Genomic DNA, 26,872 nt, shown 5'->3' with positions numbered 1-26,872 from the left:
ATGAATCCGCTTACACGTTTTAGGTGGAAATAAATTCCGCCAACAAATGCTTGACTCAAACTGCTTAAAATCACTTCTTGCAAATCAGCAGTCATCTTGTTATAATATCATTTGTATGGTTTTGAAATTTACGGTTTGGTCATACAGCCGTAATTATAACTCTGTTTCGAAAGACTCAGGGCGGAAAAGGAGATGAAAAGAATGAAAGCAGGAATTCATCCTAACTATAAAACAGTATCGGTGAAATGCGCTTGTGGTAATGAGTTTGAAACGGGTTCTGTTAAAGACGGAATTCGCGTAGAGACTTGTTCTGAGTGCCACCCATTCTATACAGGTCGTCAAAAGTTTGCTGAAGCAGGCGGACGTGTTGACCGATTCAATAAAAAATACGGCCTTAAGAACCAAGAATAAATGTCAGAAACAGGCAAGAGGTTTTCAGCGCTTGCCTGTTTTTTATTTTAAAGAATCAGGTATACATAAGAAAAAAGGTTTGTTTTTTGCTCACTTGCTAATAGTAGGACAAACAGATACGAACTGTATTGTGCTTTTAAAGTATCATTTGGCAGGGACAAGGAAGGAGACGCCATTCATGTATGAAATGAGACAGAGCGGATGGGTTGAGGTAGTTTGCGGAAGTATGTTCTCCGGGAAATCGGAAGAATTAATTCGCCGTGTAAGAAGAGCTCAATTTGCCAAGCAAAAAATAGCGGTTTTTAAGCCGAAAATTGATAACCGATACAGCAACGAAGAAGTTGTTTCGCATAATGGCAACTCGTTTATCGCTATTCCGATTTCAAAGTCAGCCGACATATTTCAGTATATTGACGCCGAAGTGGATGTAATCGCAATCGATGAAGTCCAGTTCTTTGACGAGAAGATTGTTGAAGTAATCCAGCAGCTTGCCAACAGCGGCTACAGGGTGATTGCTGCTGGCCTTGACCAGGACTTCCGCGGCGAACCGTTTGGGCAAATGCCTGCTATTATGGCGATTGCCGAGCTTGTGACAAAGCTCCAGGCCGTTTGCGCTGTTTGCGGATCGCCGGCAAGCCGTACGCAACGGTTGATAAATGGAAATCCAGCCTCTTATGATGATCCGGTTATTTTGGTCGGAGCTTCAGAATCATACGAACCGCGCTGCCGTCATCACCACGAAGTCCCGAAATCGTCCAAAGGCAGCTCGTCCCGGCTGAAAACTGAAACTTTATCATAGTTCTTATATTTCGACCCCCGCCTGGCTTTTGCTTTTGCGGGGTTTTGTCGTTTCCTTATGAATTCGCATATCCCATCTTTTTTTTGACTGCCATTGTTCCGTGTACTATAATTAGACTGTTATGGATTAGTGTGATCACAGGCTCTGTTCTTGCAAAGAGCATGATGAAAATAGAGGTGAGTTGCTATGTTTGATCGACTTCAAGCTGTTGAGGACCGCTATGAAAAGCTTAATGAGCTTTTAAGTGATCCTTCAATTGTTAATGATACAAATAAATTAAGAGATTATTCAAAAGAACAATCCGATATTCAAGATACGGTTGATACGTATCGCGAGTATAAACAGGTACGCGAGCAACTCCAGGATGCAAAGGCAATGCTTGATGACAAGCTCGACCCTGAAATGCGCGAAATGGTCAAGGAAGAATTGTCAGAGCTTGAGCAACAAATGGAGAATCTAGAAGCTCGTTTAAAATTATTGTTAGTTCCGAAGGACCCGAATGACGACAAAAACGTGATCTTCGAGATTCGCGGTGCAGCAGGCGGGGACGAAGCCGCGTTATTTGCCGGGAACCTTTACCGAATGTACAGCCGTTTTGCCGAAATCCAAGGCTGGAAGACGGAAATCATTGATGCAAATCCGACCGGTCTGGGCGGATTCAAAGAAATTATTTTCATGATCAACGGAAAAGGGGCCTTTTCAAAGCTAAAATTTGAAAACGGTGCCCATCGTGTCCAGCGTGTGCCCGAAACGGAATCCGGCGGACGGATCCATACTTCAACAGCTACGGTTGCTTGCCTGCCGGAAGCAGAAGACGTTGAAGTTGAAATCCACGATAAAGATATCCGTTTTGATGCATTTGCATCAAGCGGCGCGGGCGGACAGAGCGTAAACACGACGATGTCTGCCGTTCGTTTAACCCACATTCCAACAGGTATCGTCGTTTCCTGCCAGGATGAGAAATCCCAGCATAAAAACAAGGACAAGGCGATGAAAGTATTGCGTGCCCGTGTATATGATAAATTTCAGCAGGAAGCCCAGGCCGAATATGACCAGGTGCGTAAATCGGCTGTGGGCACCGGTGATCGTTCAGAACGGATCCGGACTTACAATTTCCCGCAAAACCGGGTAACTGACCATCGCATCGGCTTAACGATTCAAAAGCTTGACCAGATTCTAGAAGGCAAGCTCGACGACATCATTGATGCATTGGTTTTAGAAGACCAATCCAAAAAGCTTGAAAGTGCAGGAGAGCTGTAAGATGGCAAAAATATACGAAGCCCTGAACTGGGCTTCTTCTTTTTTAATGAAAAATGGCCGGGAGCAGCACGCGGCTGAGCTGCTGCTTCGCCATTATACAGGCATGGACAGGGCCGCTCTGTTCGCGAGCTTCCATGCCGGCCTGCCCGATGAAACAATGCAGTCCTTTCAAGAAGGAATAGCTCTACATGTCAAGGGCATGCCAGTACAATATATTATTGGAAGCGAAGAGTTTTATGGCCGAACTTTTCAAGTAAATGAGCATGTGCTCATTCCGCGTCCGGAAACAGAAGAGCTCGTTTTTGAAGCGATAAAGAGAATAGGCAGCCTTTTTAACCAGGAAGACGTTTTGGAGGTTGTCGATGCCGGGACGGGGACAGGGGCAATCGCGATCACAATCAAACTCGAGCTGCCTGCACTAAACGTAACAGCTTCGGATATATCGGTTGCCGCCCTCAATGTCGCCAAAAACAATGCAAGAAATCTTGGGGCGGATCTGCAGTTCATCCACGGAGACTTACTGAAACCATTTATCGAAGCAGGGCAGAAATTTGATGTCATCCTCTCAAACCCTCCTTATATTCCTCTTCGGGATATCGATGGAATGTCGGAAGTCGTTAAAGATCACGAGCCTCATCTTGCCCTTTTTGCAGGTGATGATGGACTGGATATTTACCGAAGATTTATGGCCGAATTGCCACTCGTTGTAAAAGACAAAGCGCTTATCGGCTTTGAAATCGGCGCCGGCCAGAGCGATGATGTTGCGGCATTGTTAAAAAAGACTTTCCCTGATGCTGACGTTGATGTCGTTTATGACATAAATAGAAAAGACCGCATTGTATTTGCTTATATCAGCTGATGCAGAAGACCCTTAGCCTTTTGGCTAAGGGTCTTTTTACAATGTTTTAGACAGTAGGGTCACTTCGCGGATAAACGGGACTTTTCGCGGATAAACGGGACTTTTCGCGGATAACCATACGTTTCCGCGGATAAACCATACTTTTTCGCGGATAAACGGTACTTTTTCGCGGATAAACAGTACTTTTCCGCGGATAAACCAAGAACCGCTCATAGATGGAACCCAGCCAGTCGCGGGTAAACAGCTCCTTTTCGCAGATAAACACCTCCCCGGGTGCAACAATCGCACTGTTTTTAATCAAAATCCACGATTATCGTGCTCGCTGAATGATGACGAATAAAAGCTACCACGATTTCTGCAATTACTAGTTTAAGATTCTAACATTTTGTCCACAATGGGGGTAGTGAAGGGACGGTGTTGGCGATGAGAACGAAAACATTGGCGTGGGCTTATATTGTGATTCTATCAATAGGCACGCTCTTGAACTTATATATACCGAAAAATGAAGCGGCCGCGAGCGACGCAGTCGTGATTCCAAATGAAGCGATCCGGCTGCGAATTCTTGCAAACAGTGATACAGAGCAGGACCAAGCATTAAAAAGGCTTGTCCGCGATGCGGTAAATGCAGAGATTTCTGAATGGGTTGCGGACCTTACGTCAATTGAAGAGGCAAGAAGCTTAATTCAATCCAGGCTTCCGGAGATTCAAAAAATCGCCGAAGAAGTTGTCGCGCGGGAACAATCGTCGCAAACGGTAAAAGCTGAATTTGGCCGAGTCCAATTTCCGACTAAACTGTACGGACAATTTCTTTACCCGGCTGGAGAGTATGAAGCGATCCTCATTTCACTGGGCGAAGGAAAAGGGGCGAACTGGTGGTGCGTATTATTTCCGCCCCTATGTTTTCTTGACTTTTCAAACGGTGTTGCCGTAAGTGAAGAAGAGCAGACGGTAAAGGACAGTGAAGAAACACTGCAACCGGTTAAGGAAGCAGTCGAGGTCGTGAACGATGGTCAAAAAGCGCCCGTATATACGGCAAAAGATGAAGAGCCAGTTGAGGTTAAGTTCTTTGTAAAGGAGCTTTGGGCGAAGCTTTTTGAATGAAATTTTGTAAAATGTGCGGCGCAAATATAACTGCAAATCATCAAAAGGCATTTTATCAGCAGGGCCGGGAACACGGAAAAGCAACGAAAGATAGGGCTCGTAAGGGAGATTACCTAGTGTATATAATAAACTTTATTTCAAAAAAATAGACTTTCTGTTCACCGGGTCTACTTTTTTATATTCTTTCATATTCATAGTAATAGAATAGGAAAAATGAGGTGGATTGATGGACACAATCGTACGTTGTGCAAATGAACAGGATTTGGCAAGGTTATTAACATTTCTCGAAGATGCTAAACTTGGCACGGAGGGAGTGGCGGCTGCAATTGATTATTTTTTGCTGGTTGAAGACGTGCACGGTAACTTAAAAGCGACGGTCGGTATTGAGCCTGCAGGTGAAGCGGGACTGCTGCGTTCCCTTGTGATCAGCGAAGGAATGGCAGAAAAGATAATTTTGATGTTGTTTGAACAAATGCTCATCTTAGCGCGGGATAAGCAGTTGAAAGAGTTATACTTGGCAACAAATAAACAGGGCAGTTTGCTTTTTTTTAATATGCTTGGTTTTACCGCAATTGAGAGTGAGGACTTGCCGATGTCTATCCGTCAGCTCAAACACGTGAAATTCATTCTGGATGTGGATAATTCCCGATTTTTAACGTTATCCATGTAAGTAATGTGGATATATCCACAGTTTTATCCACAAAATCACAATGTTTATACACATTTTGTGGATAAAACTTGTGTTCCCCTCCATCTTCTTTTATACTTTCAAAGGTAGCAATTACTAGATTCTGAAGTAAAAACACCGGTAAATAGAGAGTATTTTGAGTTGACATAAAAGGTGGATGAACATGGATACAAAATTTTGGTCAGTGGATAAGTTTGTGACTAACTTAGAAGATTATCCACAGATTTCTGAAGCCGCCGCTTTGTTAAAAGAAAATGAAGTAGTCGCTTTTCCTACTGAAACAGTATATGGGTTGGGCGGAAATGCCGATAGTGACACTGCTGTGGCAAAGATTTTCGAAGCGAAAGGCAGGCCGGCGGATAATCCGTTAATTATCCACATTGCAAAAAAAGAGCAACTCGACAGTTTTGTGGATGGAGTTCCTGAAAAAGCCGGGATGTTAATGGATCATTTCTGGCCGGGACCATTGACCATTGTCTTCAATAAAAAAGCGGGACAGTTATCCGCTAAAGCAACAGCCGGCCTGTCAACAGTTGCGGTCAGAATGCCGGATCACCCGGTAGCTCTTGCCTTAATTAAAAAAACAGGGTTGCCGATTGCAGCACCGAGCGCAAACCAGTCCGGCAAACCAAGCCCGACTTCGGCGCAGCACGTCCATGATGATTTGTACGGGAGAATAAGCGGCATTATTGACGGCGGAGCAACAGGGGTCGGTGTTGAATCGACTGTTATTGATTGCACCGGGCCGGTCCCGGTTATTTTAAGGCCGGGCGGAGCTACGGTTGAGCAGATTGAGGCGGTTGTTGGTAAAGTCCAATTGGATCCGGCTCTGGCAGATCAAGAAATAGCACCAAAATCACCAGGCATGAAGTATCAGCATTATGCACCAAATGCTCCTCTCTATTTAGTAGAAGGAAGCCGTGACTTTTTGCAAGAGCTCATTAATGAGAAAAGGAAACTGGGATTGAAGGCAGGCGTGTTAACCACTGAAGAAAACGTCGCTTTTTTTCAAGCCGATGCCGTGCTTGGCTGCGGGAGCCGGGACAAGCCGGAAACGGTTGCCAGCTCTTTGTATGATACGTTAAGGGAGTTTAACGCCAAGGATCTTGATGTCATTTTTTCAGAAGTTTTCCCGCGGATTGGCGTTGGTGAGGCTGTCATGAACCGCCTGATGAAAGCGGCAGGCCAGCGGTTGATCAAGGAAGAATAGTCTGGCAGACAGGGACGCATTCTGGGAAGAGTGCGCTTTTTTCTATTGAATGAGCGGTTTAATAACCAGCTTCTAAATCCCTTTGGACGTGCATATGATGAAATAGCAAGTCCAAGGGGTGAACAAAAATGGTGGTAACTGGAGAAGTTTTTACACTAATCGTCGTGGCATTTGCACTAGGAATGGACGCTTTTTCGGTCGGCCTTGGAATGGGAATGTACAAGCTTCGTCTCAGGCAGATCTTTAAAATAGGATTCACAATCGGTATATTCCATTTGTGGATGCCTATGCTCGGAATGATTGCAGGCAGATTTTTATCAGAAAAATTTGGTGCAATCGCCGGCTATATTGGTGGAATGCTTCTTGTTATTCTTGGCGTGCAAATGATTCTGGCTGTTTTTAAGGACGAAGAAAGCAGCATGATCACCCCCGTAGGCCTCGGAATGCTCATTTTTGCATTAAGCGTCAGCCTTGATAGCTTTTCAGTCGGGTTAACGCTTGGCATTTACGGAGCGAAAACAGCATTAGTGTTAATCTGTTTTGGTGCAGCTGCCACCGTGCTGGCGTGGCTCGGCCTATATCTCGGCAGGAAAGTCCGGGGTTTGCTGGGGGCATACAGCGAAGCACTTGGTGGGAGCATACTTCTCGCATTTGGCATCAAGCTTCTCTTCTCATTTTAAGGATACATAATCGTCGAACGGGCACCTTTAAAGGTGTCTGTTCTCTTTTTTTAAAGCAAGTCTATTGTAATAGGTAATAATGGCTTATAATGTAAATAAAGGAGGCAATCATCGATGACACGCATTTTATTTGTTTGTACGGGGAATACGTGCCGGAGCCCAATGGCTGAAGCAATCTTAAAAAGCAAATCCATTCCCGGAATTGAGGTACGATCCGCGGGTGTGTTTGCGGGTGTGGGCAGTGCGGCATCACCCAATGCGAACAAGGTTCTCGAAGAAAATAATATTTTCCATGAGCATCGCTCTACGCTTTTAACAAAAGCAGAAATCGATTGGGCTACATATATTTTAACGATGACCGCTGCGCACAAAGCGTCTGTTATCAGCCAGTTTCCATACGCGGCAGATAAAACGTTTACATTATATGAGTTTGCAGGAAATGATGCAGGTCGAGATATTGCTGATCCTTATGGCGGACCGGTTCACCTTTACCGGCAAACCTATCAAGAAATTCACGAAGTAATCGACAAAATCATGACACGTTTAAAAAACATTTAACAATGTTCGGAGGAGAAACTGATGGAGGAGAAAAAGCGCTACAAATTTGGATTAAGGAAGAAGCTTGTCCTGTTTACGACAGCTCTGGCGTTTATAACATATACGACCAGTGCAGTATTTATTTACTTTTTGTACCCTTATATTAACGAGATGATCGCAATCGGCGAGATGAGCTTTAGTGCTATCACCTTGTCCTTAGGAATTATTTGGTCAGGAATCCTTGCATTTATCGCGGCAGGCTTTATCATTAAACCGTTGCAAAGGCTAGAAAAAATCGCGATTAAAGCGGCCCATGGTGATATAAAGGAAGACGCTGAAGTCTCCAATTCCGATGATGAAATCCGCTCACTTGGAATTGCTTTTAACCACATGCTGTTCAGCTTAAGAGATATGGTGCAGAACATCGATGGAAATTTCCAGGACACGAATGCAAAGGTCCTTGCTATTTCAAAGGAGTCATCAGCAGCGTCATTACAAGCCGAAGCGATTTCCCGGACAATCCGCGAGATCTCGGCGGGTGCTGATAACTCAGCCGTTTCGATTCAGTCCACAGCTGAGTCTGTAGAAGATGTGATCAAAATTGCGGAAGAGGTGCAGGAAAAGGCCAAAGTATCTGGAATGGTTTCGCAGGAAATGGTCAACGATTTACGCGAATCGAAAGAAGTCATTCATTCCTTAATAGCAGGAATTGAAAAGCTTTCTAAAGAAAACCAGCATTCCTTACATACTGTTAAACGCCTTGAGGAAAATGCAGCAAAGGTCGAACAGATCATCCAGCTTGTCGGCGATATTGCCGCACAGACCAATTTACTTGCCTTGAATGCGTCTATTGAAGCAGCTCGTGCAGGTGAGCACGGCAAAGGCTTTGCTGTCGTTGCCGAAGAAGTCAGGAAGCTCGCAGATGAAAGTGGGAAGGCAGTTCAAGGGATTTCTGAATTGATTAAAGATATTCAAAAAGAAGTTCAAAATGTCGTCGAACAAATTTCCGGCCAGGTCAAAACGGCCAATGAAGAAGCGAAAAAAGGAACAAAAACGAAAGAGGTCATCGAAGAAATGGCCGGAACCGTCAATGAAATGGCGGAAGCGGTTGCGGCGATTACCACTCTTGTCGACAGGCAAATGGAAGGTATTCAGCATACTTCCACCCAGTCTCAGGAGGTGGCAGCAATTGCCGAGGAAACTTCCGCGGCTGCCCAGGAAGTAGCCACATCTACCCAGCAGCAGGCAATGGTTATTGCCAACGTAGAAAGCAGCGCGGCTCAGCTTAAAGCCCAAGCAGAACAACTGAAAAGCACAATCACCCGTTTTAAATTATAATTTTGCGAGAAAGGCTCCCTTCGACTTATAGTCGGGGGCCTTAATTTCACTACACCGGGCAAATTGTTTAAACCAGAGAGGGTTTTCTTTATTAATTTTCATCGTTATGTCAAAATAAAGGAAACGACAGCTTTTATATGGGGGATTTAAATGAAGGTTGCGATTGCATCAGATCATGGCGGAATAAATATTCGTGAAGAAATAAAGAGCTTAATGGATGAACTCGGAATTGAATACGAAGACTTTGGGTGCGAGTGCAGCACATCTGTTGATTATCCCGATTACGCACTCCCTGTCGCTGAAAAAGTAGCCAACGGACAATTTGACAGGGGCATTTTAATTTGCGGAACCGGCATTGGCATGAGCATCGCTGCCAACAAAGTGAAAGGCATACGCTGTGCCCTTGTGCACGATGTTTTCAGTGCAAAGATGACCAGGGAACATAATGACAGCAACATTCTTGCGATGGGCGAACGGGTAATTGGACCTGGTCTGGCTCGTGAAATTGCTAAGACATGGCTGACGGCAGAATTTGCGGGAGGCCGCCATGCAAACCGGATCGGAAAAATTAACGAATATGAAAGCAAATAGCCGGTACTTTGTGGATCTTAGCTGGGTTCTAATATAATAAAAGCTTAAAAAGGGTGGGCTTTTATGGCGATAGAGAAATGGGAAAAAGACTTAAATCAAATCCTGTCAGAGTTTAAAGAGCAGGCATCGCTTTCGGAAAAGAATCTGCTTGTTGTCGGCTGCAGCACGAGCGAAGTGGCGGGCAGCCGGATCGGAACAGCTGGAACAGAAGAAACAGCTGCGATGATCTTCCGCCAGATAAAGCTGTTTCAGGAACAAACCGGTGTCCAGCTTGCTTTTCAATGCTGTGAACATTTAAACAGGGCGCTTGTTGTCGAGCGATCCACCGCAGAACAAAAAGGTCTGGAAGAAGTAGCGGTTATTCCCGTCCGTTCCGCAGGCGGGGCAATGGCAACTTATGCTTTTAGCCACTTTACTGATCCTGTCATTGTCGAACACATTAAATCCGACGCGGGAATTGATATTGGCGATACTTTCATCGGCATGCATTTAAAGCCGGTTGCTGTGCCTGTCCGGGTTTCTTTAAAACAGGTGGGCGGCGCCCATGTCACCCTTGCGAAAACCCGTCCTAAGTTAATCGGTGGATCGCGGGCCGTATATGAAACAAATCGGGATACACAATCCTGCCGTTAAGCGTAAAGCCTTTGCCGCCTGCAAAGGCTTTTTTCGATAGGTTTGTTTTTTCAAATGCTTAAGGACATTGGAAACGGTTACGTTAAAAATTTCCCGGTAAATAATCGAAAATTGGCTGATTTCCTTACACCTTATCTATCTTTTCAAGCAGAAAGCATGTTAAAATATAAAAGAATTTTCAAACAAGTCATGTTTTCAGTACATATTATTATTTAACAGTGCGGTTGATCAAAGGAGGATGAAGATGAAGCATTTGGCACAACAGGATGAGCAGGTTTTTCAAGCAATACAGGACGAACTGGGACGGCAGCGGACAAAGATTGAATTAATCGCATCAGAAAATTTCGTCAGTGAGGCAGTAATGGAAGCACAAGGATCTGTGTTGACGAACAAATACGCAGAGGGTTACCCTGGACGCCGTTACTATGGCGGCTGTGAGCATGTAGACGTGGTCGAAAATTTGGCCCGCGACCGAGCAAAGCAAATTTTCGGTGCTGAACATGTAAACGTCCAGCCGCACTCAGGCGCACAAGCGAATATGGCCGTTTATTTTACGATTTTGGAACACGGTGATACGGTATTGGGGATGAATCTGTCCCACGGAGGCCATTTAACACATGGAAGTCCAGTTAATTTCAGTGGCGTCCAATATAACTTTGTCGAATACGGTGTTGATGAAAAAAACCAACGCATTAATTATGATGATGTGCTTGCTAAAGCTCGCGAACATAAACCAAAATTGATTGTCGCCGGTGCAAGCGCCTATCCCCGTGAAATAGATTTTAAACGATTCCGGGAGATTGCTGATGAAGTCGGTGCGTACCTGATGGTAGATATGGCCCATATCGCCGGGCTCGTTGCGACTGGATTGCATTCAAATCCCGTTCCGTACGCTGATTTCGTGACCACTACGACACACAAGACGCTGCGCGGTCCGCGCGGTGGCATGATTTTATGCAAGGAAGAGTTCGCTAAGAAAATTGACAAATCAATTTTCCCGGGGATTCAAGGCGGGCCGCTTATGCATGTTATTGCAGCAAAGGCAGTCGCATTCGGTGAAGCACTACAAGGCAGCTTCCAAGAGTACGCAAAAAATATTGTTGAAAACGCGAAGCGGTTAGCGGAAAAACTGCAAAGCGAAGGGCTCGACCTCGTCTCAGGCGGGACCGATAATCATTTGCTGCTTTTGGATTTGCGTTCACTCGCGATAACCGGGAAGGTTGCTGAGAAAGTTCTTGACGAAGTCGGAATTACCGTTAATAAAAATACAATTCCGTTTGACCCGGAAAGCCCGTTTGTTACAAGCGGAATCCGGATCGGCACAGCAGCGGTTACATCGCGAGGATTTGGCACAGCTGAAATGGATGAAATAGGCTCGCTTATTGCATTCACTCTAAAGAATCATGAAGACGCTGAAAAGCTTGAGGAAGCAAAGCAACGCGTCCTTAATTTAACAGGAAAATTTCAACTATATTAAAAAAAGAAAGCCCGGTTCTGCGTTTAAAGCAGAGCCGGGCTATTTTTTTCAGGCGGTCATAAATCCAATTATGACGTTTCTTTTACAGTTTGCGGCCCGAGTTGCTCAACGGGCGTTTTTTCTGTAAAATTAGACGAAGTGTGTAGACGGCTTTTTACATACAGTGAAACATAAAATTTAAAATTGAGAAGAAAAGGGGAGATTGTTATGGCAAAGGTATATGTTTTTGATCACCCACTCATTCAGCATAAGCTTACATACATTCGTGACAAGGGAACAGGCACAAAGGAATTCCGTGAACTTGTCGACGAGGTTGCCACATTGATGGCATTTGAAATCACCCGTGACCTGCCTTTGGAGGACATCGAAATCGAGACACCGGTCAATAGGACAAAATCAAAAGTATTAGCCGGTAAAAAACTTGGGCTCATTCCGATCCTGCGGGCCGGAATCGGCATGGTCGACGGGATTTTAAAATTAATCCCCGCTGCAAAGGTCGGCCATATTGGCCTCTACCGCGACCCGGAAACATTAATGCCGGTCGAGTATTATGTGAAGCTTCCGAGTGATGTCGAAGAAAGAGATTTTATCGTCGTTGATCCGATGCTTGCGACGGGCGGATCTGCTATTGAAGCAATCAACTCTCTCAAAAAGCGCGGTGCGAAAAATATTAAGTTCATGTGTTTAATCGCTGCTCCAGAAGGGGTCGAAGCGGTGAAGCAAGCGCACCCGGACGTCGATATCTATATTGCCGCCCTCGATGAAAAGCTTAACGACCATGGCTATATTGTCCCGGGCTTAGGCGATGCCGGCGACCGTCTATTCGGAACGAAGTAATCTAAAGAGGTGTAAAAAATGAACCGTCCCATAAAAGTAATGACGATTTTCGGTACAAGACCCGAAGCAATCAAAATGGCGCCGCTTGTTCTTGAACTGAAAAAGCGGCCTGGGCAGTTTGAATCGATTGTGACCGTTACAGCCCAGCACCGCGAAATGCTTGATCAAGTGCTAAATATATTCGCGATTAAACCGGACTATGACCTGAATATTATGAAAGACCGCCAAACCCTTATTGACGTAACAACAAGAGGATTGGAAGGCCTTGATAAAGTGATGAAGGAAGTTAAGCCGGACATTGTCCTCGTGCACGGCGATACAACAACGACGTTTGTTGCCAGCCTTGCCGCGTTCTATAATCAAATTGTTGTCGGACATGTTGAAGCCGGCCTCAGAACCTGGAATAAATACTCGCCTTTTCCTGAAGAAATGAACCGCCAGCTGACAGGAGTGATGGCCGATCTCCATTTTGCTCCTACTGCCAAATCAGCCGAAAACCTGCTCCAGGAAAACAAGCCGGGTCAGAACATTTTTGTGACGGGAAATACGGCGATCGATGCCTTGGAAACAACGGTGAAAGAGGAATATCATCATGAGGTTCTCGACAAGCTTGGCAAAGACCGGTTAATCCTTTTGACCGCCCATCGCCGCGAAAACCTTGGCGAACCAATGCGAAATATGTTCAGGGCGATTAAGCGGCTTGTCGAGGAGCAGGCAGACGTTCAGGTTGTCTATCCGGTCCATCTGAATCCTGCCGTTCGCGACACTGCTGCTGAAATTCTTGGCAATGATCCGCGCATCCACTTAATCGAGCCTCTCGACGTCATCGATTTTCATAATTTCGCGTCAAGAGCCCACTTAATCTTGACCGATTCAGGGGGAGTGCAGGAGGAGGCTCCCTCGCTCGGAGTCCCGGTCCTCGTATTGCGCGATACAACCGAGCGCCCGGAAGGAATCGAAGCTGGAACGCTTAAACTTGCCGGCATTGAAGAAGAACCGATTTATCAGATGGCAACTGAACTGTTAACCGATCCTTCCGCCTATGAAAAAATGGCTAAAGCGATCAACCCGTATGGTGACGGAAATGCTTCAGCGCGAATCTGTGACGCGATCCGCTATTATTTTAAGCAAACAACAGAGCGGCCTGCTGATTATAAACCCGAATAGCAAACAAAAGGCTGGCCTGGAGCATTGGGCCAGCCTAATAATAACCTACAAAAATCCTGGATTAGAAAGCTATTTTTTATCATTAAAATATTCTTCTGTAACTTGAAGTTGCTTCTTTAAAATTTCTTTCCACAAATGTCCTCTCGCTTCTCCCGTACCTCTTGAAAGTCTAGTCCGCTTTAAAGTGCCATCATCCATTTGCTTCATAAAATAAATATGATGACACTTTTGTTTATACTCTTTCCAGCCGTCTCTCCGGCAAAAACGTTCTATTTCTCTCCAACTGGGCATCGGATCAGGGACTTAACTCCTTCAATATTATCTTGGACTAAAACATTCATAATATAAGGGAAGTGATCGTGTCTATTGGGAGCTTGAAAATAGGATTTAAAATTATCTTGATACTCATTTGCATATTCGACTAATTCTTCTGTTAATAAATCAATTGCTTCGTCTGCAGTCTCGCCATTCTCTACTAAATCGAATCCTTTAATAGTTGCTGTAACAGAACCATCGTCTTCATATAATAGTTCGGCTTCAAAAGTAAATGCGGAAAAAGCTGCTTTGAGATGTTCTGAACTAACTGCCACCCACTCATCACGATTTCGTTTAACAAAACGAGGACCTTCTCTTACGATATCATCGTTAAATTGGCTCCAGTGTCTTCGCACATCAGTAGCATTAAGTGTTCCTTGCAAGAGCATCTCTCCTTTCACCTCCTATATTAACATATTATGTTCAAAGTGTACACAATGTACACTTTGTTAAACTGAATTTTATCTTTCATCAAATCTAAACCCTGCATAATTCGACCACCCCCGGAAAACTCTATTGAAAAAGGAGCGGGTCAATGATGATCAGGAAAATTGCCTCCATAATCACTTTCATGTGGCTGCTAGCCGGTTCTGCTGCCGGTCAGTCAAAAACACTTGAGCACCCCCCTATTCCAAAAGGCGATCCCGGGCAAATAAACATAGCGATCGCCATCCTCAAAGACACAGAATCACATATCGATATCAAGGGGCTGTTAGCTAAATTTCAAGGCTTGGAGCTTCGCCATATTTTTAAACATACATTCAATGGGTTTTCCGTAAAAGGTGATACCGAAACCCTTGAGAAGTTGGCTAAACAACAAGCCGTTTCGCTGATTTCTCCAGTCCAGGCGTACACCGTCAATACGGAAGAAAATATTAAAATGATCGGCGGCGACGCAGTGCGCGGGCTGTTCGGTCCTGACAATGCACGGTTAACGGGGAAAGGAGTTACCGTTGGCGTAATTGATACGGGAGTGGATTATACCCACCCGGATTTGCGAAGAAATTATCGCGGCGGGAGCGATCTTATCGATGGTGATCATGATCCAATGGAATCGAAAGGCGACCCGCGCCAACGCACGCTGCACGGCACTCACGTTGCAGGTGTGATTGCGGCGAATGGAAAGTTTAAAGGAGTGGCACCAGGAGCAGGGATCGTCGCCTACCGTGCGCTTGGACCTGGGGGAGGAGGCACGACAGAGCAAATCATCGCCGCGATCGAGCAAGCAATAAAAGATCGTGTTGATATATTGAACCTATCACTCGGCAACAATGTGAACGGACCGGACCTCCCGATCAGCCTCGCTTTAAACAAAGCGGTTGAAAATGGCATTATAGCTGTCACCTCTTCAGGTAATTCCGGTCCCGGGATATGGACGGTCGGTTCACCAGGTACAGCATCGAAAGCCATTTCTGTCGGGGCATCAACTCCGCCGATGAAGATTCCGTATTTATTGCTTGAAGGATCAGCTAAGAAAATCAGGATGGAACCGATGCAAGGAGCAGATGTATGGAAGCTGGACCGTTCCCTGCAAATGGCGTTTGCCGGCCTCGGTGAGGAAAAGGATTTACAAAATGTCGCAGGAAAAATAGTACTCCTTAAAAGGGGTAAGCTGACATTTACCGAAAAAGCACGAAATGCCAAAAACGCGGGTGCGGCTGCTGTCATTATTTATAACAATACAGATGGCCATTTTATTGGAAACCTTGAAGAAAATGTTTCAATTCCAGTCGGTTCTGTTTCAAAAAAAACTGGACTCAAGCTGAAAAAACAACTCGAGAACAAAGAGATTTTTTCACGAATTATATTAATAGAAGAAAAAGATTTGCTTGCTGAATTCAGCTCGCGGGGACCTGTTACCGAGTCATGGGAAATTAAACCGGATATCGTCGCGCCCGGGGTGGCGATCAACAGTACGGTTCCGGGAGGATATCTATCTTTGCAGGGAACAAGCATGGCGGCACCCCATGTGGCCGGCGTCTGTGCGCTCATAAAGCAGGCTCATCCAAACTGGACTCCCGAACAGATCAAAGCTTCATTAATAAATACGGCAAAAAAACTCCATAACCAGAAAGGCGAAGCATATCGAACTTATGAGCAGGGAGCAGGAAGGATTCAGGCGGTTGAGGCGATAAGCACCGAAACACTTGTCATGCCGGGAACGATGCAATTCGGAAAGTTTCAGCTTGCTGAACACTTGCATCGCCACCACGCGTCCTTAGTCATTAAAAATACTGGCAGCGCTGTAAAAAAATACTCTTTTTCGGTTCCGAAAAAAACCGCTGGCATTCATTGGGAGATTCCGCTTTCCTTTACGCTGCTTCCGAACGAACAGAAAAAAGTTGAGATCGCAATGCGTGTCGAACCATCACAACTAAAAGAAAAGATCCAGGACGGGGAACTTATATTGCGAGAGGGTTCCAAAGAAATCAGGATTCCATATTTATATGTTCTTGAAGAACCAGCTTACCCGAGAATTATGGGCTTTGATTTTGTCATCGGGGATGATAGCCAGTCATATCGTTACGAAGTGTACTTGCCCGGCGGGGCTGAAGAATTCGGAATTGCCATCTTTGCTGCGGATAATTTTCGTTTTTTGGGATTTCTTGATTGGGAACGGAACGTTAAAAAGGGATTAATTCAAAAAAAAGTGGAAGCTGGGCGGTTGCCTGGCGATGGATCGTATTTACTGAAGATTTTCGCCAAAAAAGCCGGAAAGGAAGATATGATTGAAGCCTATATTCAAATTGGAAAAAAAGAACCCCACAATCTAAGCAGAAGTGACTAAAAAAATCAATATTATTTCGAGAAAAAATTTCGAAAAATGTGTGAACATACCAGATTTTAGTCTTTTTATATGTGAACTTTTTCACTCCAAATTAATTGACATTGACATAACCCTATTGTATGCTTACAAAGGGTATAAATGACAAGGTTTTCAGTCTTCATTGTGCACTCTTTTTTTCCACTTCTGCACAATGCGAAATGTAACAAAATCGCCCCCCGCCCATCACCATTCTCTTAATGCGAGGATGCGTTTATATGAACCAAAACAACCGCCACCCTTTTAAAGCAATGGCATTAACATCTGCCATTCTATCTCAATTAGCGGGCTCCACATTGATTGGCATCTTCGGGGGAAGATGGCTTGATCGGATGTATGGCACTGAACCGCTTTTTTTAATTATCGGATTGCTTTTGGGGTTGGCAGCGGGAATTTATGCCATGCTTAGCCTGGTCCGCCACTTCTTTTCAGGAGAATAAACAACCATGCCGGAAATAAATGAAATGTTTTCCAGACAGCGTAAATACATATTTTATTTAATGGCTGTCTATATTCTCGGTTGGGGATTTACTTCTTATCAATCTATTTTTCTTGGATTGGCTTTCGGTACAAGCTTGAGCCTATATAATCTCTGGCTGATGGCAAGAAAAGTGCGGAAATTTGGCGATGCGATTTCAGAAGGAAAAAAAGTAGTCTCACTCGGCTCTTTTTCCCGGCTTGCATCTGCGGCGTTTGCCGTATTAATAGCACTGAGATATCCGGAGCACTTCCACCTTATCAGTGTAGTTGTGGGATTAATGACATCCTATTTTGTCATTATGATAGATTTTTTTCTTCATTCTTATCATTTACGTAAAAAGCGGGAAAAGAGGTGAATACTGTTGCATCACGAAGCTCCATTATATGAACTTATGGGACTAACCTTCAACTTGGCCAACGTGTTAATGATTACTGTTGCGAGTTTGATTGTGTTTATCATCGCTGTGCTTTCCACTCGTACTCTTGCCATGACGCCCACCGGTATACAAAACTTCATGGAATGGGTTATGGATTTTGTTAAAAACATTATTAATAGTACGATGGATTGGAAAACGGGCGGGCGGTTCCATGTTCTTGGAATCACGTTGCTTATGTATATCTTTGTTTCAAATATGGTGGGTCTGCCATTCTCGGTCGTCATCGACGGTGTATTATGGTGGAAATCGCCAACTGCCGACCCGGTCATAACACTAACGTTGGCGGTAATGGTAGTGGGCTTAACACACTATTATGGAATTAAGATGAAGGGTGCCAGGGAGTATGGCCGTGAATTTTTAAGGCCTATGCCTTTTTTATTCCCGCTAAAAATTATTGAAGAGTTTGCAAATACTCTGACGCTTGGTCTCCGTCTTTACGGAAACATTTTTGCCGGGGAAATTCTGCTCGGCTTATTGGCAGGCAGCCTTGCAACCGGAGTCGGCGGGCATTTAGCCGCTGTTATTCCAACGCTCGCATGGCAAGGATTCTCGATTTTTGTCGGTGGGATCCAGGCATTTATTTTCACAATGTTAACAATGGTTTATATGTCTCACAAAGTGAGCCATGACCATTAATATAAACCCTGTCCTTTTTCTGGACAAAACATTTAAAACTATTATTTTTCGATACATTTAAAGGAGGAACATTAGAATGGGTCTTTTAGCAGCAGCAATAGCAATCGGTTTGGCAGCACTGGGTGCTGGTATTGGTAATGGTCTTATCGTATCTCGTACAGTAGAAGGTATCGCACGTCAACCGGAAGCTCGTGGTATGCTTCAAACTACTATGTTTATCGGGGTTGCGTTAGTTGAGGCGATTCCTATCATCGCGGTAGTTATTGCGTTCATGGTAATCGGCGGATAATGATCCGTTAACAATAAAGTTCAAAATGGCGAAGATCATTTAATGGAGCCTTCGCCATTCCTTTATGTCCAAGATCTCTGGAAATGAACAGATTTATATACAATTTAGGCACTTGTTTTTTCTTAACTGAACGACTCTTGAAGGGAGTGAATCGAGGGTGTTAACAAGCGGTTTTGTATTAGGTGCGGCTGCTCACGGCGGTCTTAACCTTGGGGACATTGTGTTCCAGTTATTGATGTTTATTATATTGTTAGCATTGCTTAAGAAATTTGCATGGGGTCCGCTGATGGGCATTATGCAGCAGCGTGAAGAGCATATTGCAAACGAAATTGAAGCGGCGGAACAAAGCCGTGCAGAATCAAACAAGCTGCTTGAAGAACAGCGCAGCCTGTTGAAAGAAGCTCGTACAGATGCACAAGGGCTTATTGAAAGCGCAAAAAAGCAAGGCGATGTTCAGCGTGAAGAGATTATTTCACTAGCGCGTACAGAAGCTGAACGCATTAAAGAAGCAGCAAAGATTGAAATTGAGCAGCAAAAAGAAAAGGCTGTTGCAGCTATTCGTCAGCAAGTGGCTTCCTTATCTGTTCTAATTGCTTCCAAAGTAATTGAAAAAGAATTAAGTGCTGAAGACCAGGAAAAGCTGATTAACGAATACATTCAAGAGGCAGGAGAAGAGCGATGAGCAACTCAACTGTAGCAAAACGTTACGCGTTGGCTCTTTTCCAGCTTGCAAAAGAACAACAGCTCCTTGACCAAATGGAACAAGAGCTTCGTGTAGTCAAAGAAGTTTTCAGCAATAACCAGGACTTAAATTCGGTATTAAAATCTCCAAAACTTCCTGTTGAAAAGAAGAAAGAGATTATAAAAGAAACATTTTCTACTGCAAATACGTACGTTTTAAATACACTTATGATATTGATTGACCGCCACCGCGAAGATCATGTCGCTGACGTGGCGAATTATTTTATCGGACTTGCTTATGACGAAAGAGGAGTTGCCGAAGCAAAGGTTTATTCCGTCCGCCCTTTAACAGAGGAGGAACGGGAAGCGATCTCTTCTTCATTTGCAGAAAAAGTCGGGAAAAAATCATTGCAAATTGAAAATATTGTTGATTCCAACCTGCTTGGCGGCATCAAGCTTCGAATCGGAAATCGAATTTTCGATGGCAGCTTGAAAGGCAAGCTGGAGCGTTTGGAACGTCAATTGTTAGGCTAAGATTCGTAGATAGGGGTGAAACTCATGAGCATCAATGCTGAAGAAATCAGTGCGCTGATAAAAAAGCAAATCGAAAACTATCAGACGGAAATTCATGTGAGTGATGTTGGTACGGTTATCCAAATTGGTGACGGTATCGCTCGTGCTCATGGCCTCGACAATGTCATGGCTGGAGAGCTTGTTGAATTTTCAAACGGCGTTATGGGTATGGCACAAAACCTTGAAGAAAACAACGTCGGTATCATTATTCTAGGACCATATACAGAAATTCGTGAAGGTGACGAGGTTCGCCGTACGGGCCGCATCATGGAGGTTCCGGTAGGTGAAGAATTAATCGGCCGCGTCGTGAATCCGCTCGGGCAGCCAGTGGATGGAATGGGTCCGATTAACACAACTAAAACACGTCCGATCGAGTCAGGAGCACCTGGTGTTATGGATCGTAAATCCGTACATGAGCCGCTGCAAACTGGAATTAAAGCGATCGATGCCCTCGTGCCAATTGGCCGCGGACAGCGTGAGCTTATTATCGGTGACCGTCAGACAGGTAAAACATCTGTTGCAATCGATACAATCCTGAACCAAAAAGACCAGGATATGATTTGTATTTACGTGGCAATCGGACAAAAAGAATCGACTGTACGTAATGCTGTTGAAACTTTGCGCAAGCAAGGTGCCCTCGATTACACAATCGTTGTGACTGCTTCCGCGTCACAGCCGGCTCCATTGTTATTCCTGGCTCCGTACGCAGGTGTTTCAATGGCCGAAGAATTTATGAACAATGGCAAGCACGTATTGGTGGTTTATGACGACTTAACAAAGCAAGCGGCAGCATACCGTGAGCTTTCATTGCTATTACGCCGTCCGCCAGGCCGTGAAGCTTATCCGGGGGATGTATTCTACTTGCACTCCCGCTTGCTGGAGCGCGCTGCCAAATTGAGCGACGCAAAAGGTGCCGGTTCGATCACAGCACTGCCATTTATCGAAACACAGGCAGGAGACGTTTCTGCCTATATTCCAACAAACGTTATCTCTATTACCGACGGACAAATTTTCCTTCAGTCTGACCTGTTCTTCTCGGGTGTACGCCCGGCGATCAATGCCGGTCTTTCTGTATCACGTGTAGGTGGATCAGCGCAAATCAAGGCAATGAAAAAGGTTGCCGGTACACTGCGTCTTGACCTTGCCTCATACCGTGAACTGGAAGCATTTGCCCAGTTCGGTTCCGATCTTGATAAAGCAACACAAGCAAAATTAAATCGCGGTGCCCGCACAGTTGAGGTTTTAAAACAGGATCTTAACAAGCCGTTAAAAGTTGAAAAGCAAGTAGCGATTCTTTATGCTCTTACACGCGGCTTCTTGGACGATATTCCTGTTCAGGATATTCGTCGTTTCGAATCTGAATTCCATTCATGGTTAGACCACAACCGCAAAGATTTGTTAGACCATATCGCAACAACAAAAGAACTTCCAGCTGATGACGATATGGCCGCTGCGATCAACGACTTCAAAAAAACATTCGCAGTATCCGAATAACGAGAATGTTAAAGGGTGAAAAAAGCTGCCAAGGCAATTTTCACCTGACCTTTTTAACAAACTCATACGCTTAAGATTCAAACGCTTTAGTCGGACATTCTTTGATAAAGGGTGGTGAGAACCTGTGGCATCATTACGCGATATAAAATCTCGGATTACTTCAACGAAGAAAACGAGCCAAATTACAAAAGCCATGCAAATGGTATCTGCGGCGAAAATGAACCGTGCGGAAATGAATGCAAAGGCATTTGTTCCCTATATGGAAAAAATCCAGGAAGTGACCGCATCAATAGCGCTGGGAAGCAATGATGCTTCACATCCAATGCTGACGTCCCGTCCGGTGAAAAAGACAGGATACATTGTGATTACCTCTGATCGCGGACTTGCCGGAGCTTATAACAGCAACATTTTACGCCATGTATTCCAAACGGTTAAAAATCGCCATCAATCCGATGATGAATATGCGATCATTGCGATCGGCAGAGTCGGCCGCGACTTTTTTAAGAAGCGCGGGATGAATGTAATCCTCGACATTGTCGGGGTGGCAGATCAGCCGTCTTTTGCAGACATTAACGACATTACAAGCAAAACAGTCGGCATGTTTGCGGATGAAACATTTGATGAATTATATTTGTATTACAGCCATTATGTCAGCGCGATTCAACAGGATGTAACAGAGAAGAAACTTCTCCCGCTTTCCGATATTTCAACTTCTGCAAAGCTTACATCCTATGAGTTTGAACCATCCGCTGAAGATATTTTGGAAGTACTGCTGCCCCAGTACGCTGAAAGCTTGATTTACGGGGCGCTTTTAGACAGCAAAGCAAGTGAACATGCCGCAAGGATGACAGCGATGAAGAGTGCGACAGATAACGCCAATGAGCTGATTAGCTCACTCAGCCTCAGCTACAACCGTGCACGCCAGGCAGCAATCACGCAAGAAATTACCGAAATCGTCGGCGGTGCGGCAGCATTAGAATAGCCGTTTTGCAGGTGGGTGCTCTATTTTGCCCAAGCTTGGTTGACGATAAATAATAGAAACAGCATCGACTTCTGAAATCAGCTTTAAAATTGTCGATAGAGAACGATAGGAGGGAAATAGATGAACAAAGGACGCGTTCTTCAAGTTATGGGTCCGGTTGTTGACGTAAAGTTCGAAAGCGGTCAGCTTCCAGAGATTTATAATGCTTTAAAAGTTGTCAATGCAGCGCGCAGCGAATCCGAAGTTGACATCAACTTAACCCTTGAAGTAGCCCTTCACTTAGGTGATGATACAGTTCGTGCTATTGCCATGGCTTCTACTGATGGCTTAACACGCGGTGTAGAGGTATTGGATACTGGTGCGGCTATCTCCGTTCCTGTAGGAGACGTAACACTGGGACGTGTATTTAACGTATTGGGTGAATCGATTGATTTGGACGAGGAACTTCCTGAAGGTGTTCGCCGTGATTCAATCCACAGAGAAGCACCTAAATTTGAACAACTTTCCACAGAGGTTGAAATTCTTGAAACTGGAATTAAAGTAGTAGACCTTCTTGCTCCATATATTAAAGGTGGAAAAATTGGTCTATTTGGCGGAGCCGGTGTAGGTAAAACCGTTTTAATCCAGGAATTAATCAATAACATCGCTCAAGAACACGGCGGTATTTCTGTATTCGCCGGTGTAGGTGAGCGTACACGTGAAGGTAACGACCTTTATCATGAGATGACTGATTCAGGCGTTATCAAGAAAACAGCGATGGTATTCGGCCAGATGAATGAACCGCCTGGTGCACGTATGCGTGTTGCCTTAACAGGTTTAACAATGGCTGAGTATTTCCGTGATGACCAGGGACAGGACGTTCTGTTCTTTATGGACAATATCTTCCGTTTTACGCAAGCAGGTTCTGAGGTTTCCGCGCTGCTTGGCCGTATGCCTTCTGCCGTTGGTTACCAGCCAACACTTGCTACCGAAATGGGTAGATTGCAGGAACGGATCACATCTACTAACGTAGGGTCTGTTACCTCCATCCAGGCAATTTATGTTCCAGCCGATGACTATACGGATCCGGCTCCGGCAACAACTTTTGCCCACTTAGATGCAACAACAAACCTTGAGCGTAAGCTTTCTGAAATGGGTATTTACCCAGCGGTGGATCCGCTTGCTTCAACTTCCCGTGCCTTAACACCGGAAACGGTTGGTGAAGAGCATTATTCAGTAGCGCGCCAGGTGCAGCAAACATTACAGCGTTATAAAGAATTACAGGATATCATTGCGATCCTTGGTATGGATGAGCTTTCTGACGAAGATAAGCTTATCGTACACCGTGCCCGCCGTATCCAGTTCTTCTTATCACAAAACTTCCACGTTGCTGAACAGTTTACTGGACAGCCAGGTTCATACGTACCTGTAAAAGAAACAGTAAAAGGCTTCAAGGAAATCCTTGAAGGTAAATATGACCATCTTCCAGAAGATGCATTCCGACTCGTCGGTAAAATTGAAGACGTTATCGAGAATGCAAAAAGTATGGGTGTAGAGGTCTAATCACGGACCAGGAGGGTAAAAAATGAAGACGATTAAAGTCAGTGTTGTTACTCCCGATGGACCGGTGTATGAATCAGATGTGGAAATGGTAAGTACAAAGGCTCAAAGCGGTGAGCTCGGTATTCTGCCCGGCCACATTCCTATGGTTGCACCGTTGCAAATTGGTGCTGTTCGATTAAAAAACAGCGGCAAAACGGATTTCGTGGCAGTGAGCGGCGGTTTTCTCGAAGTGCGCCCTGACCAGGTAACGATCCTTGCCCAGTCTGCTGAATCATCCTCAGAGATTGACATCGATCGTGCTGTCAGAGCGAAGCAACGCGCCGAAGAACGTCTGCATTCTCAAAAGCGGGAAGATGTAGACTTTAGACGTGCCGAGCTTGCTCTCCAGCGTGCAATTAACCGTATATCTGTTGCGGAAAGAAAAATATAAAAATCAAAGTAGTGCCCCAAAAGAATTCTTTTTGGGGCACTTTTTTGATTTTTCATGAACCTCTTATAATTTTCCTAAAAATAAATCCTCTTCTACACGCCAAACTGCAGTCACGGAAACCCGAAAAATTATTTAAGCGAAACACCATATTGGGGTTCAAAATTTTAACTTCGTTTATTTTTATGAATCCTGCCCTGCAATCTTTCATAAATATATATAAGGCAAGCTTTAAGTTTCACACAAAAGTTCATAAAAGAAGAAATTGTGTTAAAAATCTCACTGACATGCTTGATTTTTTCATTTTTAATGGAGTATGAGAGTAAGTCGATTTTTGATGTAGTATGTATTTTTAGCGGGATTTTTCGGCTGTCGCTGAATCGATGCGAAGGCATGTTTTACAGGGCGGGAGAAATTCCAATATATAGGTAGAGCCTTGTCGACACGTATTTGGAAGAGTGCTATAATGGTATCGGTTACAAGTTTAAATGTTGTGAATATTTTTGGCGTTAGGGGGGAAGGCATGGAGCTTTTGAACTTGTATCAGAATAATTATTTAATTGTTTTCGTGTTTCTCTGTCTCGGCGTGCTGTTGCCGGTCGTGGCGATTACCTTTGGAAGGTTTTTGCGGCCTTTTAAGCCGATGGACACGAAGTATACCACATATGAGAGCGGTATTGAGCCATTCCACGACTCAAGGGTGCAGTTCAATGTCCGCTATTATATTTTTGGTTTGATGTTTGTGATTTTTGATGTCGAGACGGTTTTTCTTTATCCTTGGGCAGTAGCTTATGAAAAGCTTGGTATTTTTGCTTTGATTGAGATGCTGATTTTTGTGTTTATGCTCGTTATTGGCCTTGTGTACGCATGGAAGAAGAAGGTGCTGAAATGGATTTAAAATTGGACAACATTACACCAGAGGAAATGGAAGAGCTAAAGCGGAATGTTTTTTTATCGACGCTGGAACAGATTAAAGCATGGGCACGGAGTAATTCGTTGTGGCCGATGACGTTTGGATTGGCCTGTTGCGCGATTGAAATGATGGGAGTAGGTTCTTCTCATTATGACCTGGATCGTTTCGGGTCCTTTTTTCGCACCTCGCCGCGCCAGTCAGATGTGATGATCGTATCCGGAACCGTCACGAAGAAAATGGCCCCGATTGTCCGCCGCTTGTATGATCAAATGCCTGAACCAAAATGGGTAATTGCAATGGGATCCTGCGCCACTGCCGGAGGACCTTACGTAAGATCGTACGCGGTTGTAAAAGGGGTTGACCAAATTGTGCCTGTTGATGTTTACATACCCGGCTGTCCGCCGAATCCTGCTGCACTCATTTACGGAATTAATAAATTAAGAGAAAAAATCCGTTACGAGGCGAAAACCGGGAAGAAGGTGATCTAGTCGATGAGCGGGGAAAAAGATCTTGAACAATTAAAGAAAGAAGCGGCAGAAAAAGCGAAAGAGCTTGCCAGGCAACGGTTAGCTGAAAGGAAAGCGGCCGCTGTGAAGCCTGAAACACAGGTTTCTTCACCAAAACCGTCAGCACCAGCGCCAGAAGAGCAACCATCTGCAGTACCTCAAGATGAAGATATGGACCTTGAGAAGCGCAAGGCAGCAGCTGCAGCAAAGGCTAAAGCCGCCGCTTTAGCGAAAATGAAAGCGAAGCAGCAAGCAGAAGAAACCAAGACAGCTTCGCAAGCACAACAGTTAACAACACCAGCACCGGAGGGGAAATCGACAGCAACGGCTTCCGGGGATGAGGGAGATGACCTGGCGAAGCGTAAAGCGGCCGCCGTGGCCAAGGCGAAAGCGGCAGCCGCAGCAAAAAAGAAAGCAATGGAACACGCCGGGGGCGAAAGCGACGCGGCCAGTGACGATAAGGCGAAAGCCATCGCAGCAGCCAAGGCGAAAGCCATCGCAGCAGCCAAGGCGAAAGCCGCTGCGGCAGCGAAAGCAAAGGCGGCCGCACAGGCCAAACAGGCTGGCACTGCAACAGGTGATGATGAAAAAGCCAAAGCGATTGCGGCCGCAAAGGCAAAAGCGGCAGCAGCAGCCAAAGCGAAAGCCACAGCATCTGGCAATGGCGGAAGCGAATTGGAACAAGCCGTCGAATCGGCACCATCTCAAAACCAGCCGTTCCTTGATAAATACGTGAAGGTGATTGAAGAACATCTTGGAAATGGTGTTTTAGAAGAATACTATATAAATAAACTTTCAAAAGATGTGCCAACTCTTGTCGCCAATAAAGATACATATTTTAGAGTAGCTGAATTTTTAAAATACAATGAACAGCTTGGCTTCGATTACTTATCAGAACTGCATGGCACAGATTTTGAAACACATATGGAAGTGTATGCTCATCTATACTCATACAAAAATCGCCAGTCAGTTGCATTGAAGGTGAAAATTGATCGTGACACACCGGCTATTCAATCGCTGCAACCACTTTGGGCCGGGGCGAACTGGCCTGAGTGTGAAGCGTATGATCTACTGGGGATTCAATTTATTGGCCACCCGAATCTGCATCGGATCATGCTTGGTGATGATTGGGTCGGCCATCCGCTTAGAAAAGATTACGAACCGTATGATGTGGAGGTATAACTC

Annotated in this window: 31 protein-coding genes; 29 read left to right on the top strand and 2 right to left on the bottom strand. The window is 44.8% G+C overall.

Annotated features, from left to right (window positions below; all coding sequences use genetic code 11):
* Window positions 1-201 precede the first annotated feature (201 nt).
* The 4 genes from rpmE (at window position 202) to prmC (ending at window position 3,329) form a co-directional block, all read left to right on the top strand.
* On the top strand, window positions 202-411 hold the full coding sequence (gene rpmE, locus CU635_RS04980) for a 50S ribosomal protein L31 (RefSeq protein ID WP_101576074.1): 210 nt from the start codon (window positions 202-204) through the stop codon (window positions 409-411).
* A 178-nt stretch (window positions 412-589) separates the two neighbouring features.
* On the top strand, window positions 590-1,210 hold the full coding sequence (locus tag CU635_RS04975; RefSeq protein WP_101576082.1) for a thymidine kinase: 621 nt from the start codon (window positions 590-592) through the stop codon (window positions 1,208-1,210).
* 186 nt (window positions 1,211-1,396) lie between these two features.
* On the top strand, window positions 1,397-2,470 hold the full coding sequence (prfA, locus tag CU635_RS04970; protein WP_101576073.1) for a peptide chain release factor 1: 1,074 nt from the start codon (window positions 1,397-1,399) through the stop codon (window positions 2,468-2,470).
* A 1-nt stretch (window position 2,471) separates the two neighbouring features.
* Window positions 2,472-3,329 carry a peptide chain release factor N(5)-glutamine methyltransferase gene (gene prmC, locus CU635_RS04965; RefSeq protein WP_101576072.1) on the top strand — a complete coding sequence of 286 codons (858 nt, stop codon included), beginning with the start codon at window positions 2,472-2,474 and terminating at the stop codon, window positions 3,327-3,329.
* Between the two features lie 36 nt (window positions 3,330-3,365).
* On the opposite strand, the gene CU635_RS23240 is transcribed toward prmC, so the two are convergent.
* Window positions 3,366-3,542 carry a hypothetical protein gene (locus tag CU635_RS23240; RefSeq protein WP_180956459.1) on the bottom strand — a complete coding sequence of 59 codons (177 nt, stop codon included), beginning with the start codon at window positions 3,540-3,542 and terminating at the stop codon, window positions 3,366-3,368.
* Between the two features lie 210 nt (window positions 3,543-3,752).
* Here CU635_RS23240 and spoIIR point away from each other — a divergent pair, with 210 nt between their 5' ends.
* The 11 genes from spoIIR to wecB all read left to right on the top strand — a co-directional run bounded on the left by spoIIR (window position 3,753) and on the right by wecB (window position 13,588).
* Window positions 3,753-4,430 (top strand): stage II sporulation protein R, encoded by a 678-nt coding sequence (spoIIR, locus tag CU635_RS04960; RefSeq protein ID WP_101576081.1) that lies wholly within the window; start codon window positions 3,753-3,755, stop codon window positions 4,428-4,430.
* Between the two features lie 226 nt (window positions 4,431-4,656).
* Complete coding sequence (locus tag CU635_RS04955) at window positions 4,657-5,100, top strand: GNAT family N-acetyltransferase (protein WP_101576071.1); 444 nt, start codon at window positions 4,657-4,659, stop codon at window positions 5,098-5,100.
* Window positions 5,101-5,281: 181 nt separating this feature from the next.
* Window positions 5,282-6,328, top strand: coding sequence for an L-threonylcarbamoyladenylate synthase (locus CU635_RS04950; protein ID WP_101576070.1), 1,047 nt, complete (start codon window positions 5,282-5,284; stop codon window positions 6,326-6,328).
* A 128-nt stretch (window positions 6,329-6,456) separates the two neighbouring features.
* Window positions 6,457-7,008 (top strand): manganese efflux pump MntP, encoded by a 552-nt coding sequence (locus CU635_RS04945; protein ID WP_101576069.1) that lies wholly within the window; start codon window positions 6,457-6,459, stop codon window positions 7,006-7,008.
* Window positions 7,009-7,122: 114 nt separating this feature from the next.
* On the top strand, window positions 7,123-7,566 hold the full coding sequence (locus CU635_RS04940; protein ID WP_101576068.1) for a low molecular weight protein arginine phosphatase: 444 nt from the start codon (window positions 7,123-7,125) through the stop codon (window positions 7,564-7,566).
* A 21-nt stretch (window positions 7,567-7,587) separates the two neighbouring features.
* Window positions 7,588-8,883 carry a methyl-accepting chemotaxis protein gene (locus CU635_RS04935; RefSeq protein ID WP_101576067.1) on the top strand — a complete coding sequence of 432 codons (1,296 nt, stop codon included), beginning with the start codon at window positions 7,588-7,590 and terminating at the stop codon, window positions 8,881-8,883.
* A 150-nt stretch (window positions 8,884-9,033) separates the two neighbouring features.
* On the top strand, window positions 9,034-9,474 hold the full coding sequence (gene rpiB, locus CU635_RS04930; RefSeq protein WP_101576066.1) for a ribose 5-phosphate isomerase B: 441 nt from the start codon (window positions 9,034-9,036) through the stop codon (window positions 9,472-9,474).
* A gap of 63 nt (window positions 9,475-9,537) precedes the next feature.
* On the top strand, window positions 9,538-10,107 hold the full coding sequence (locus CU635_RS04925) for a TIGR01440 family protein (protein ID WP_101576065.1): 570 nt from the start codon (window positions 9,538-9,540) through the stop codon (window positions 10,105-10,107).
* A gap of 244 nt (window positions 10,108-10,351) precedes the next feature.
* Window positions 10,352-11,584 (top strand): serine hydroxymethyltransferase, encoded by a 1,233-nt coding sequence (gene glyA / locus CU635_RS04920; RefSeq protein ID WP_101576064.1) that lies wholly within the window; start codon window positions 10,352-10,354, stop codon window positions 11,582-11,584.
* 207 nt (window positions 11,585-11,791) lie between these two features.
* Window positions 11,792-12,421 carry a uracil phosphoribosyltransferase gene (gene upp / locus CU635_RS04915; RefSeq protein WP_101576063.1) on the top strand — a complete coding sequence of 210 codons (630 nt, stop codon included), beginning with the start codon at window positions 11,792-11,794 and terminating at the stop codon, window positions 12,419-12,421.
* Between the two features lie 18 nt (window positions 12,422-12,439).
* Entirely contained in the window at window positions 12,440-13,588 is a 1,149-nt protein-coding gene (gene wecB / locus CU635_RS04910) for a non-hydrolyzing UDP-N-acetylglucosamine 2-epimerase (RefSeq protein ID WP_101576062.1), read from the top strand.
* A gap of 269 nt (window positions 13,589-13,857) precedes the next feature.
* Here the strand turns inward: wecB and CU635_RS04900 are convergent, their stop codons facing one another.
* On the bottom strand, window positions 13,858-14,292 hold the full coding sequence (locus CU635_RS04900) for a hypothetical protein (RefSeq protein WP_245917322.1): 435 nt from the start codon (window positions 14,290-14,292) through the stop codon (window positions 13,858-13,860).
* Between the two features lie 152 nt (window positions 14,293-14,444).
* On the opposite strand from CU635_RS04900, the gene CU635_RS04895 reads away from it, so the two are divergent.
* From CU635_RS04895 to CU635_RS04825, 14 genes are all read left to right on the top strand, one after another.
* Window positions 14,445-16,691, top strand: coding sequence for a S8 family serine peptidase (locus tag CU635_RS04895; RefSeq protein WP_373270829.1), 2,247 nt, complete (start codon window positions 14,445-14,447; stop codon window positions 16,689-16,691).
* A 254-nt stretch (window positions 16,692-16,945) separates the two neighbouring features.
* The gene (locus CU635_RS04890) at window positions 16,946-17,167 is read left to right on the top strand and encodes an AtpZ/AtpI family protein (RefSeq protein WP_101576060.1); all 222 of its coding nucleotides are present in this window, start codon (window positions 16,946-16,948) and stop codon (window positions 17,165-17,167) included.
* Window positions 17,168-17,173: 6 nt separating this feature from the next.
* Complete coding sequence (locus tag CU635_RS04885; RefSeq protein ID WP_101576059.1) at window positions 17,174-17,563, top strand: ATP synthase subunit I; 390 nt, start codon at window positions 17,174-17,176, stop codon at window positions 17,561-17,563.
* Between the two features lie 6 nt (window positions 17,564-17,569).
* A complete protein-coding gene (gene atpB, locus CU635_RS04880) occupies window positions 17,570-18,280 on the top strand; it encodes a F0F1 ATP synthase subunit A (protein ID WP_101576058.1) in 711 nt (236 codons plus the stop codon).
* A 76-nt stretch (window positions 18,281-18,356) separates the two neighbouring features.
* On the top strand, window positions 18,357-18,569 hold the full coding sequence (gene atpE, locus CU635_RS04875; RefSeq protein WP_023613579.1) for a F0F1 ATP synthase subunit C: 213 nt from the start codon (window positions 18,357-18,359) through the stop codon (window positions 18,567-18,569).
* Window positions 18,570-18,726: 157 nt separating this feature from the next.
* Window positions 18,727-19,251: a F0F1 ATP synthase subunit B gene (locus tag CU635_RS04870; RefSeq protein ID WP_101576057.1), complete on the top strand. Its 525-nt coding sequence runs from the start codon at window positions 18,727-18,729 to the stop codon at window positions 19,249-19,251.
* The gene (locus tag CU635_RS04865) at window positions 19,248-19,784 is read left to right on the top strand and encodes a F0F1 ATP synthase subunit delta (RefSeq protein WP_101576056.1); all 537 of its coding nucleotides are present in this window, start codon (window positions 19,248-19,250) and stop codon (window positions 19,782-19,784) included. The genes CU635_RS04870 and CU635_RS04865 overlap by 4 nt, the downstream gene beginning before the upstream one ends.
* A gap of 24 nt (window positions 19,785-19,808) precedes the next feature.
* Window positions 19,809-21,317 (top strand): F0F1 ATP synthase subunit alpha, encoded by a 1,509-nt coding sequence (gene atpA, locus CU635_RS04860; RefSeq protein WP_101576055.1) that lies wholly within the window; start codon window positions 19,809-19,811, stop codon window positions 21,315-21,317.
* A gap of 124 nt (window positions 21,318-21,441) precedes the next feature.
* On the top strand, window positions 21,442-22,299 hold the full coding sequence (locus tag CU635_RS04855) for a F0F1 ATP synthase subunit gamma (RefSeq protein WP_101576054.1): 858 nt from the start codon (window positions 21,442-21,444) through the stop codon (window positions 22,297-22,299).
* Window positions 22,300-22,419: 120 nt separating this feature from the next.
* Window positions 22,420-23,841, top strand: a complete 1,422-nt coding sequence (gene atpD, locus CU635_RS04850) for a F0F1 ATP synthase subunit beta (protein ID WP_101576053.1) — start codon at window positions 22,420-22,422, stop codon at window positions 23,839-23,841.
* 22 nt (window positions 23,842-23,863) lie between these two features.
* Window positions 23,864-24,271, top strand: a complete 408-nt coding sequence (locus tag CU635_RS04845) for a F0F1 ATP synthase subunit epsilon (RefSeq protein WP_101576052.1) — start codon at window positions 23,864-23,866, stop codon at window positions 24,269-24,271.
* Between the two features lie 520 nt (window positions 24,272-24,791).
* Window positions 24,792-25,166 carry an NADH-quinone oxidoreductase subunit A gene (locus tag CU635_RS04835; protein ID WP_101576078.1) on the top strand — a complete coding sequence of 125 codons (375 nt, stop codon included), beginning with the start codon at window positions 24,792-24,794 and terminating at the stop codon, window positions 25,164-25,166.
* Window positions 25,157-25,669, top strand: coding sequence for a NuoB/complex I 20 kDa subunit family protein (locus CU635_RS04830; RefSeq protein WP_125928316.1), 513 nt, complete (start codon window positions 25,157-25,159; stop codon window positions 25,667-25,669). The genes CU635_RS04835 and CU635_RS04830 overlap by 10 nt, the downstream gene beginning before the upstream one ends.
* A gap of 3 nt (window positions 25,670-25,672) precedes the next feature.
* Window positions 25,673-26,869: an NADH-quinone oxidoreductase subunit C gene (locus CU635_RS04825; protein WP_101576049.1), complete on the top strand. Its 1,197-nt coding sequence runs from the start codon at window positions 25,673-25,675 to the stop codon at window positions 26,867-26,869.
* Window positions 26,870-26,872: the final 3 nt, after the last annotated feature.

This window comes from Bacillus canaveralius (assembly GCF_002860125.1).
GTDB classification, from domain to species: Bacteria; Bacillota; Bacilli; order Bacillales; family Cytobacillaceae; genus Bacillus_BJ; species Bacillus_BJ canaveralius.
This window is presented reverse-complemented; position numbering and strand designations above follow the sequence as displayed.

Bases quoted from the DNA above. Each gene is read 5' to 3' on its own strand.
- CU635_RS04935 (WP_101576067.1), top strand. From the start codon at position 7,588: ATGGAGGAGAAAAAGCGCTACAAATTTGGATTAAGGAAGAAGCTTGTC.
- prfA (WP_101576073.1), top strand. From the start codon at position 1,397: ATGTTTGATCGACTTCAAGCTGTTGAGGACCGCTATGAAAAGCTTAAT.
- atpD (WP_101576053.1), top strand. From the start codon at position 22,420: ATGAACAAAGGACGCGTTCTTCAAGTTATGGGTCCGGTTGTTGACGTA.
- rpiB (WP_101576066.1), top strand. From the start codon at position 9,034: ATGAAGGTTGCGATTGCATCAGATCATGGCGGAATAAATATTCGTGAA.
- CU635_RS04940 (WP_101576068.1), top strand. From the start codon at position 7,123: ATGACACGCATTTTATTTGTTTGTACGGGGAATACGTGCCGGAGCCCA.
- atpE (WP_023613579.1), top strand. From the start codon at position 18,357: ATGGGTCTTTTAGCAGCAGCAATAGCAATCGGTTTGGCAGCACTGGGT.
- CU635_RS04885 (WP_101576059.1), top strand. From the start codon at position 17,174: ATGCCGGAAATAAATGAAATGTTTTCCAGACAGCGTAAATACATATTT.
- CU635_RS04925 (WP_101576065.1), top strand. From the start codon at position 9,538: ATGGCGATAGAGAAATGGGAAAAAGACTTAAATCAAATCCTGTCAGAG.
- CU635_RS04830 (WP_125928316.1), top strand. From the start codon at position 25,157: ATGGATTTAAAATTGGACAACATTACACCAGAGGAAATGGAAGAGCTA.
- upp (WP_101576063.1), top strand. From the start codon at position 11,792: ATGGCAAAGGTATATGTTTTTGATCACCCACTCATTCAGCATAAGCTT.
- glyA (WP_101576064.1), top strand. From the start codon at position 10,352: ATGAAGCATTTGGCACAACAGGATGAGCAGGTTTTTCAAGCAATACAG.
- CU635_RS04975 (WP_101576082.1), top strand. From the start codon at position 590: ATGTATGAAATGAGACAGAGCGGATGGGTTGAGGTAGTTTGCGGAAGT.
- spoIIR (WP_101576081.1), top strand. From the start codon at position 3,753: ATGAGAACGAAAACATTGGCGTGGGCTTATATTGTGATTCTATCAATA.
- CU635_RS04890 (WP_101576060.1), top strand. From the start codon at position 16,946: ATGAACCAAAACAACCGCCACCCTTTTAAAGCAATGGCATTAACATCT.
- CU635_RS23240 (WP_180956459.1), bottom strand. From the start codon at position 3,542: ATGAGCGGTTCTTGGTTTATCCGCGGAAAAGTACTGTTTATCCGCGAA.
- CU635_RS04955 (WP_101576071.1), top strand. From the start codon at position 4,657: ATGGACACAATCGTACGTTGTGCAAATGAACAGGATTTGGCAAGGTTA.
- rpmE (WP_101576074.1), top strand. From the start codon at position 202: ATGAAAGCAGGAATTCATCCTAACTATAAAACAGTATCGGTGAAATGC.
- atpA (WP_101576055.1), top strand. From the start codon at position 19,809: ATGAGCATCAATGCTGAAGAAATCAGTGCGCTGATAAAAAAGCAAATC.
- prmC (WP_101576072.1), top strand. From the start codon at position 2,472: ATGGCAAAAATATACGAAGCCCTGAACTGGGCTTCTTCTTTTTTAATG.
- CU635_RS04835 (WP_101576078.1), top strand. From the start codon at position 24,792: ATGGAGCTTTTGAACTTGTATCAGAATAATTATTTAATTGTTTTCGTG.
- CU635_RS04825 (WP_101576049.1), top strand. From the start codon at position 25,673: ATGAGCGGGGAAAAAGATCTTGAACAATTAAAGAAAGAAGCGGCAGAA.
- CU635_RS04865 (WP_101576056.1), top strand. From the start codon at position 19,248: ATGAGCAACTCAACTGTAGCAAAACGTTACGCGTTGGCTCTTTTCCAG.
- wecB (WP_101576062.1), top strand. From the start codon at position 12,440: ATGAACCGTCCCATAAAAGTAATGACGATTTTCGGTACAAGACCCGAA.
- CU635_RS04945 (WP_101576069.1), top strand. From the start codon at position 6,457: ATGGTGGTAACTGGAGAAGTTTTTACACTAATCGTCGTGGCATTTGCA.
- CU635_RS04845 (WP_101576052.1), top strand. From the start codon at position 23,864: ATGAAGACGATTAAAGTCAGTGTTGTTACTCCCGATGGACCGGTGTAT.
- CU635_RS04900 (WP_245917322.1), bottom strand. From the start codon at position 14,292: ATGCTCTTGCAAGGAACACTTAATGCTACTGATGTGCGAAGACACTGG.
- CU635_RS04950 (WP_101576070.1), top strand. From the start codon at position 5,282: ATGGATACAAAATTTTGGTCAGTGGATAAGTTTGTGACTAACTTAGAA.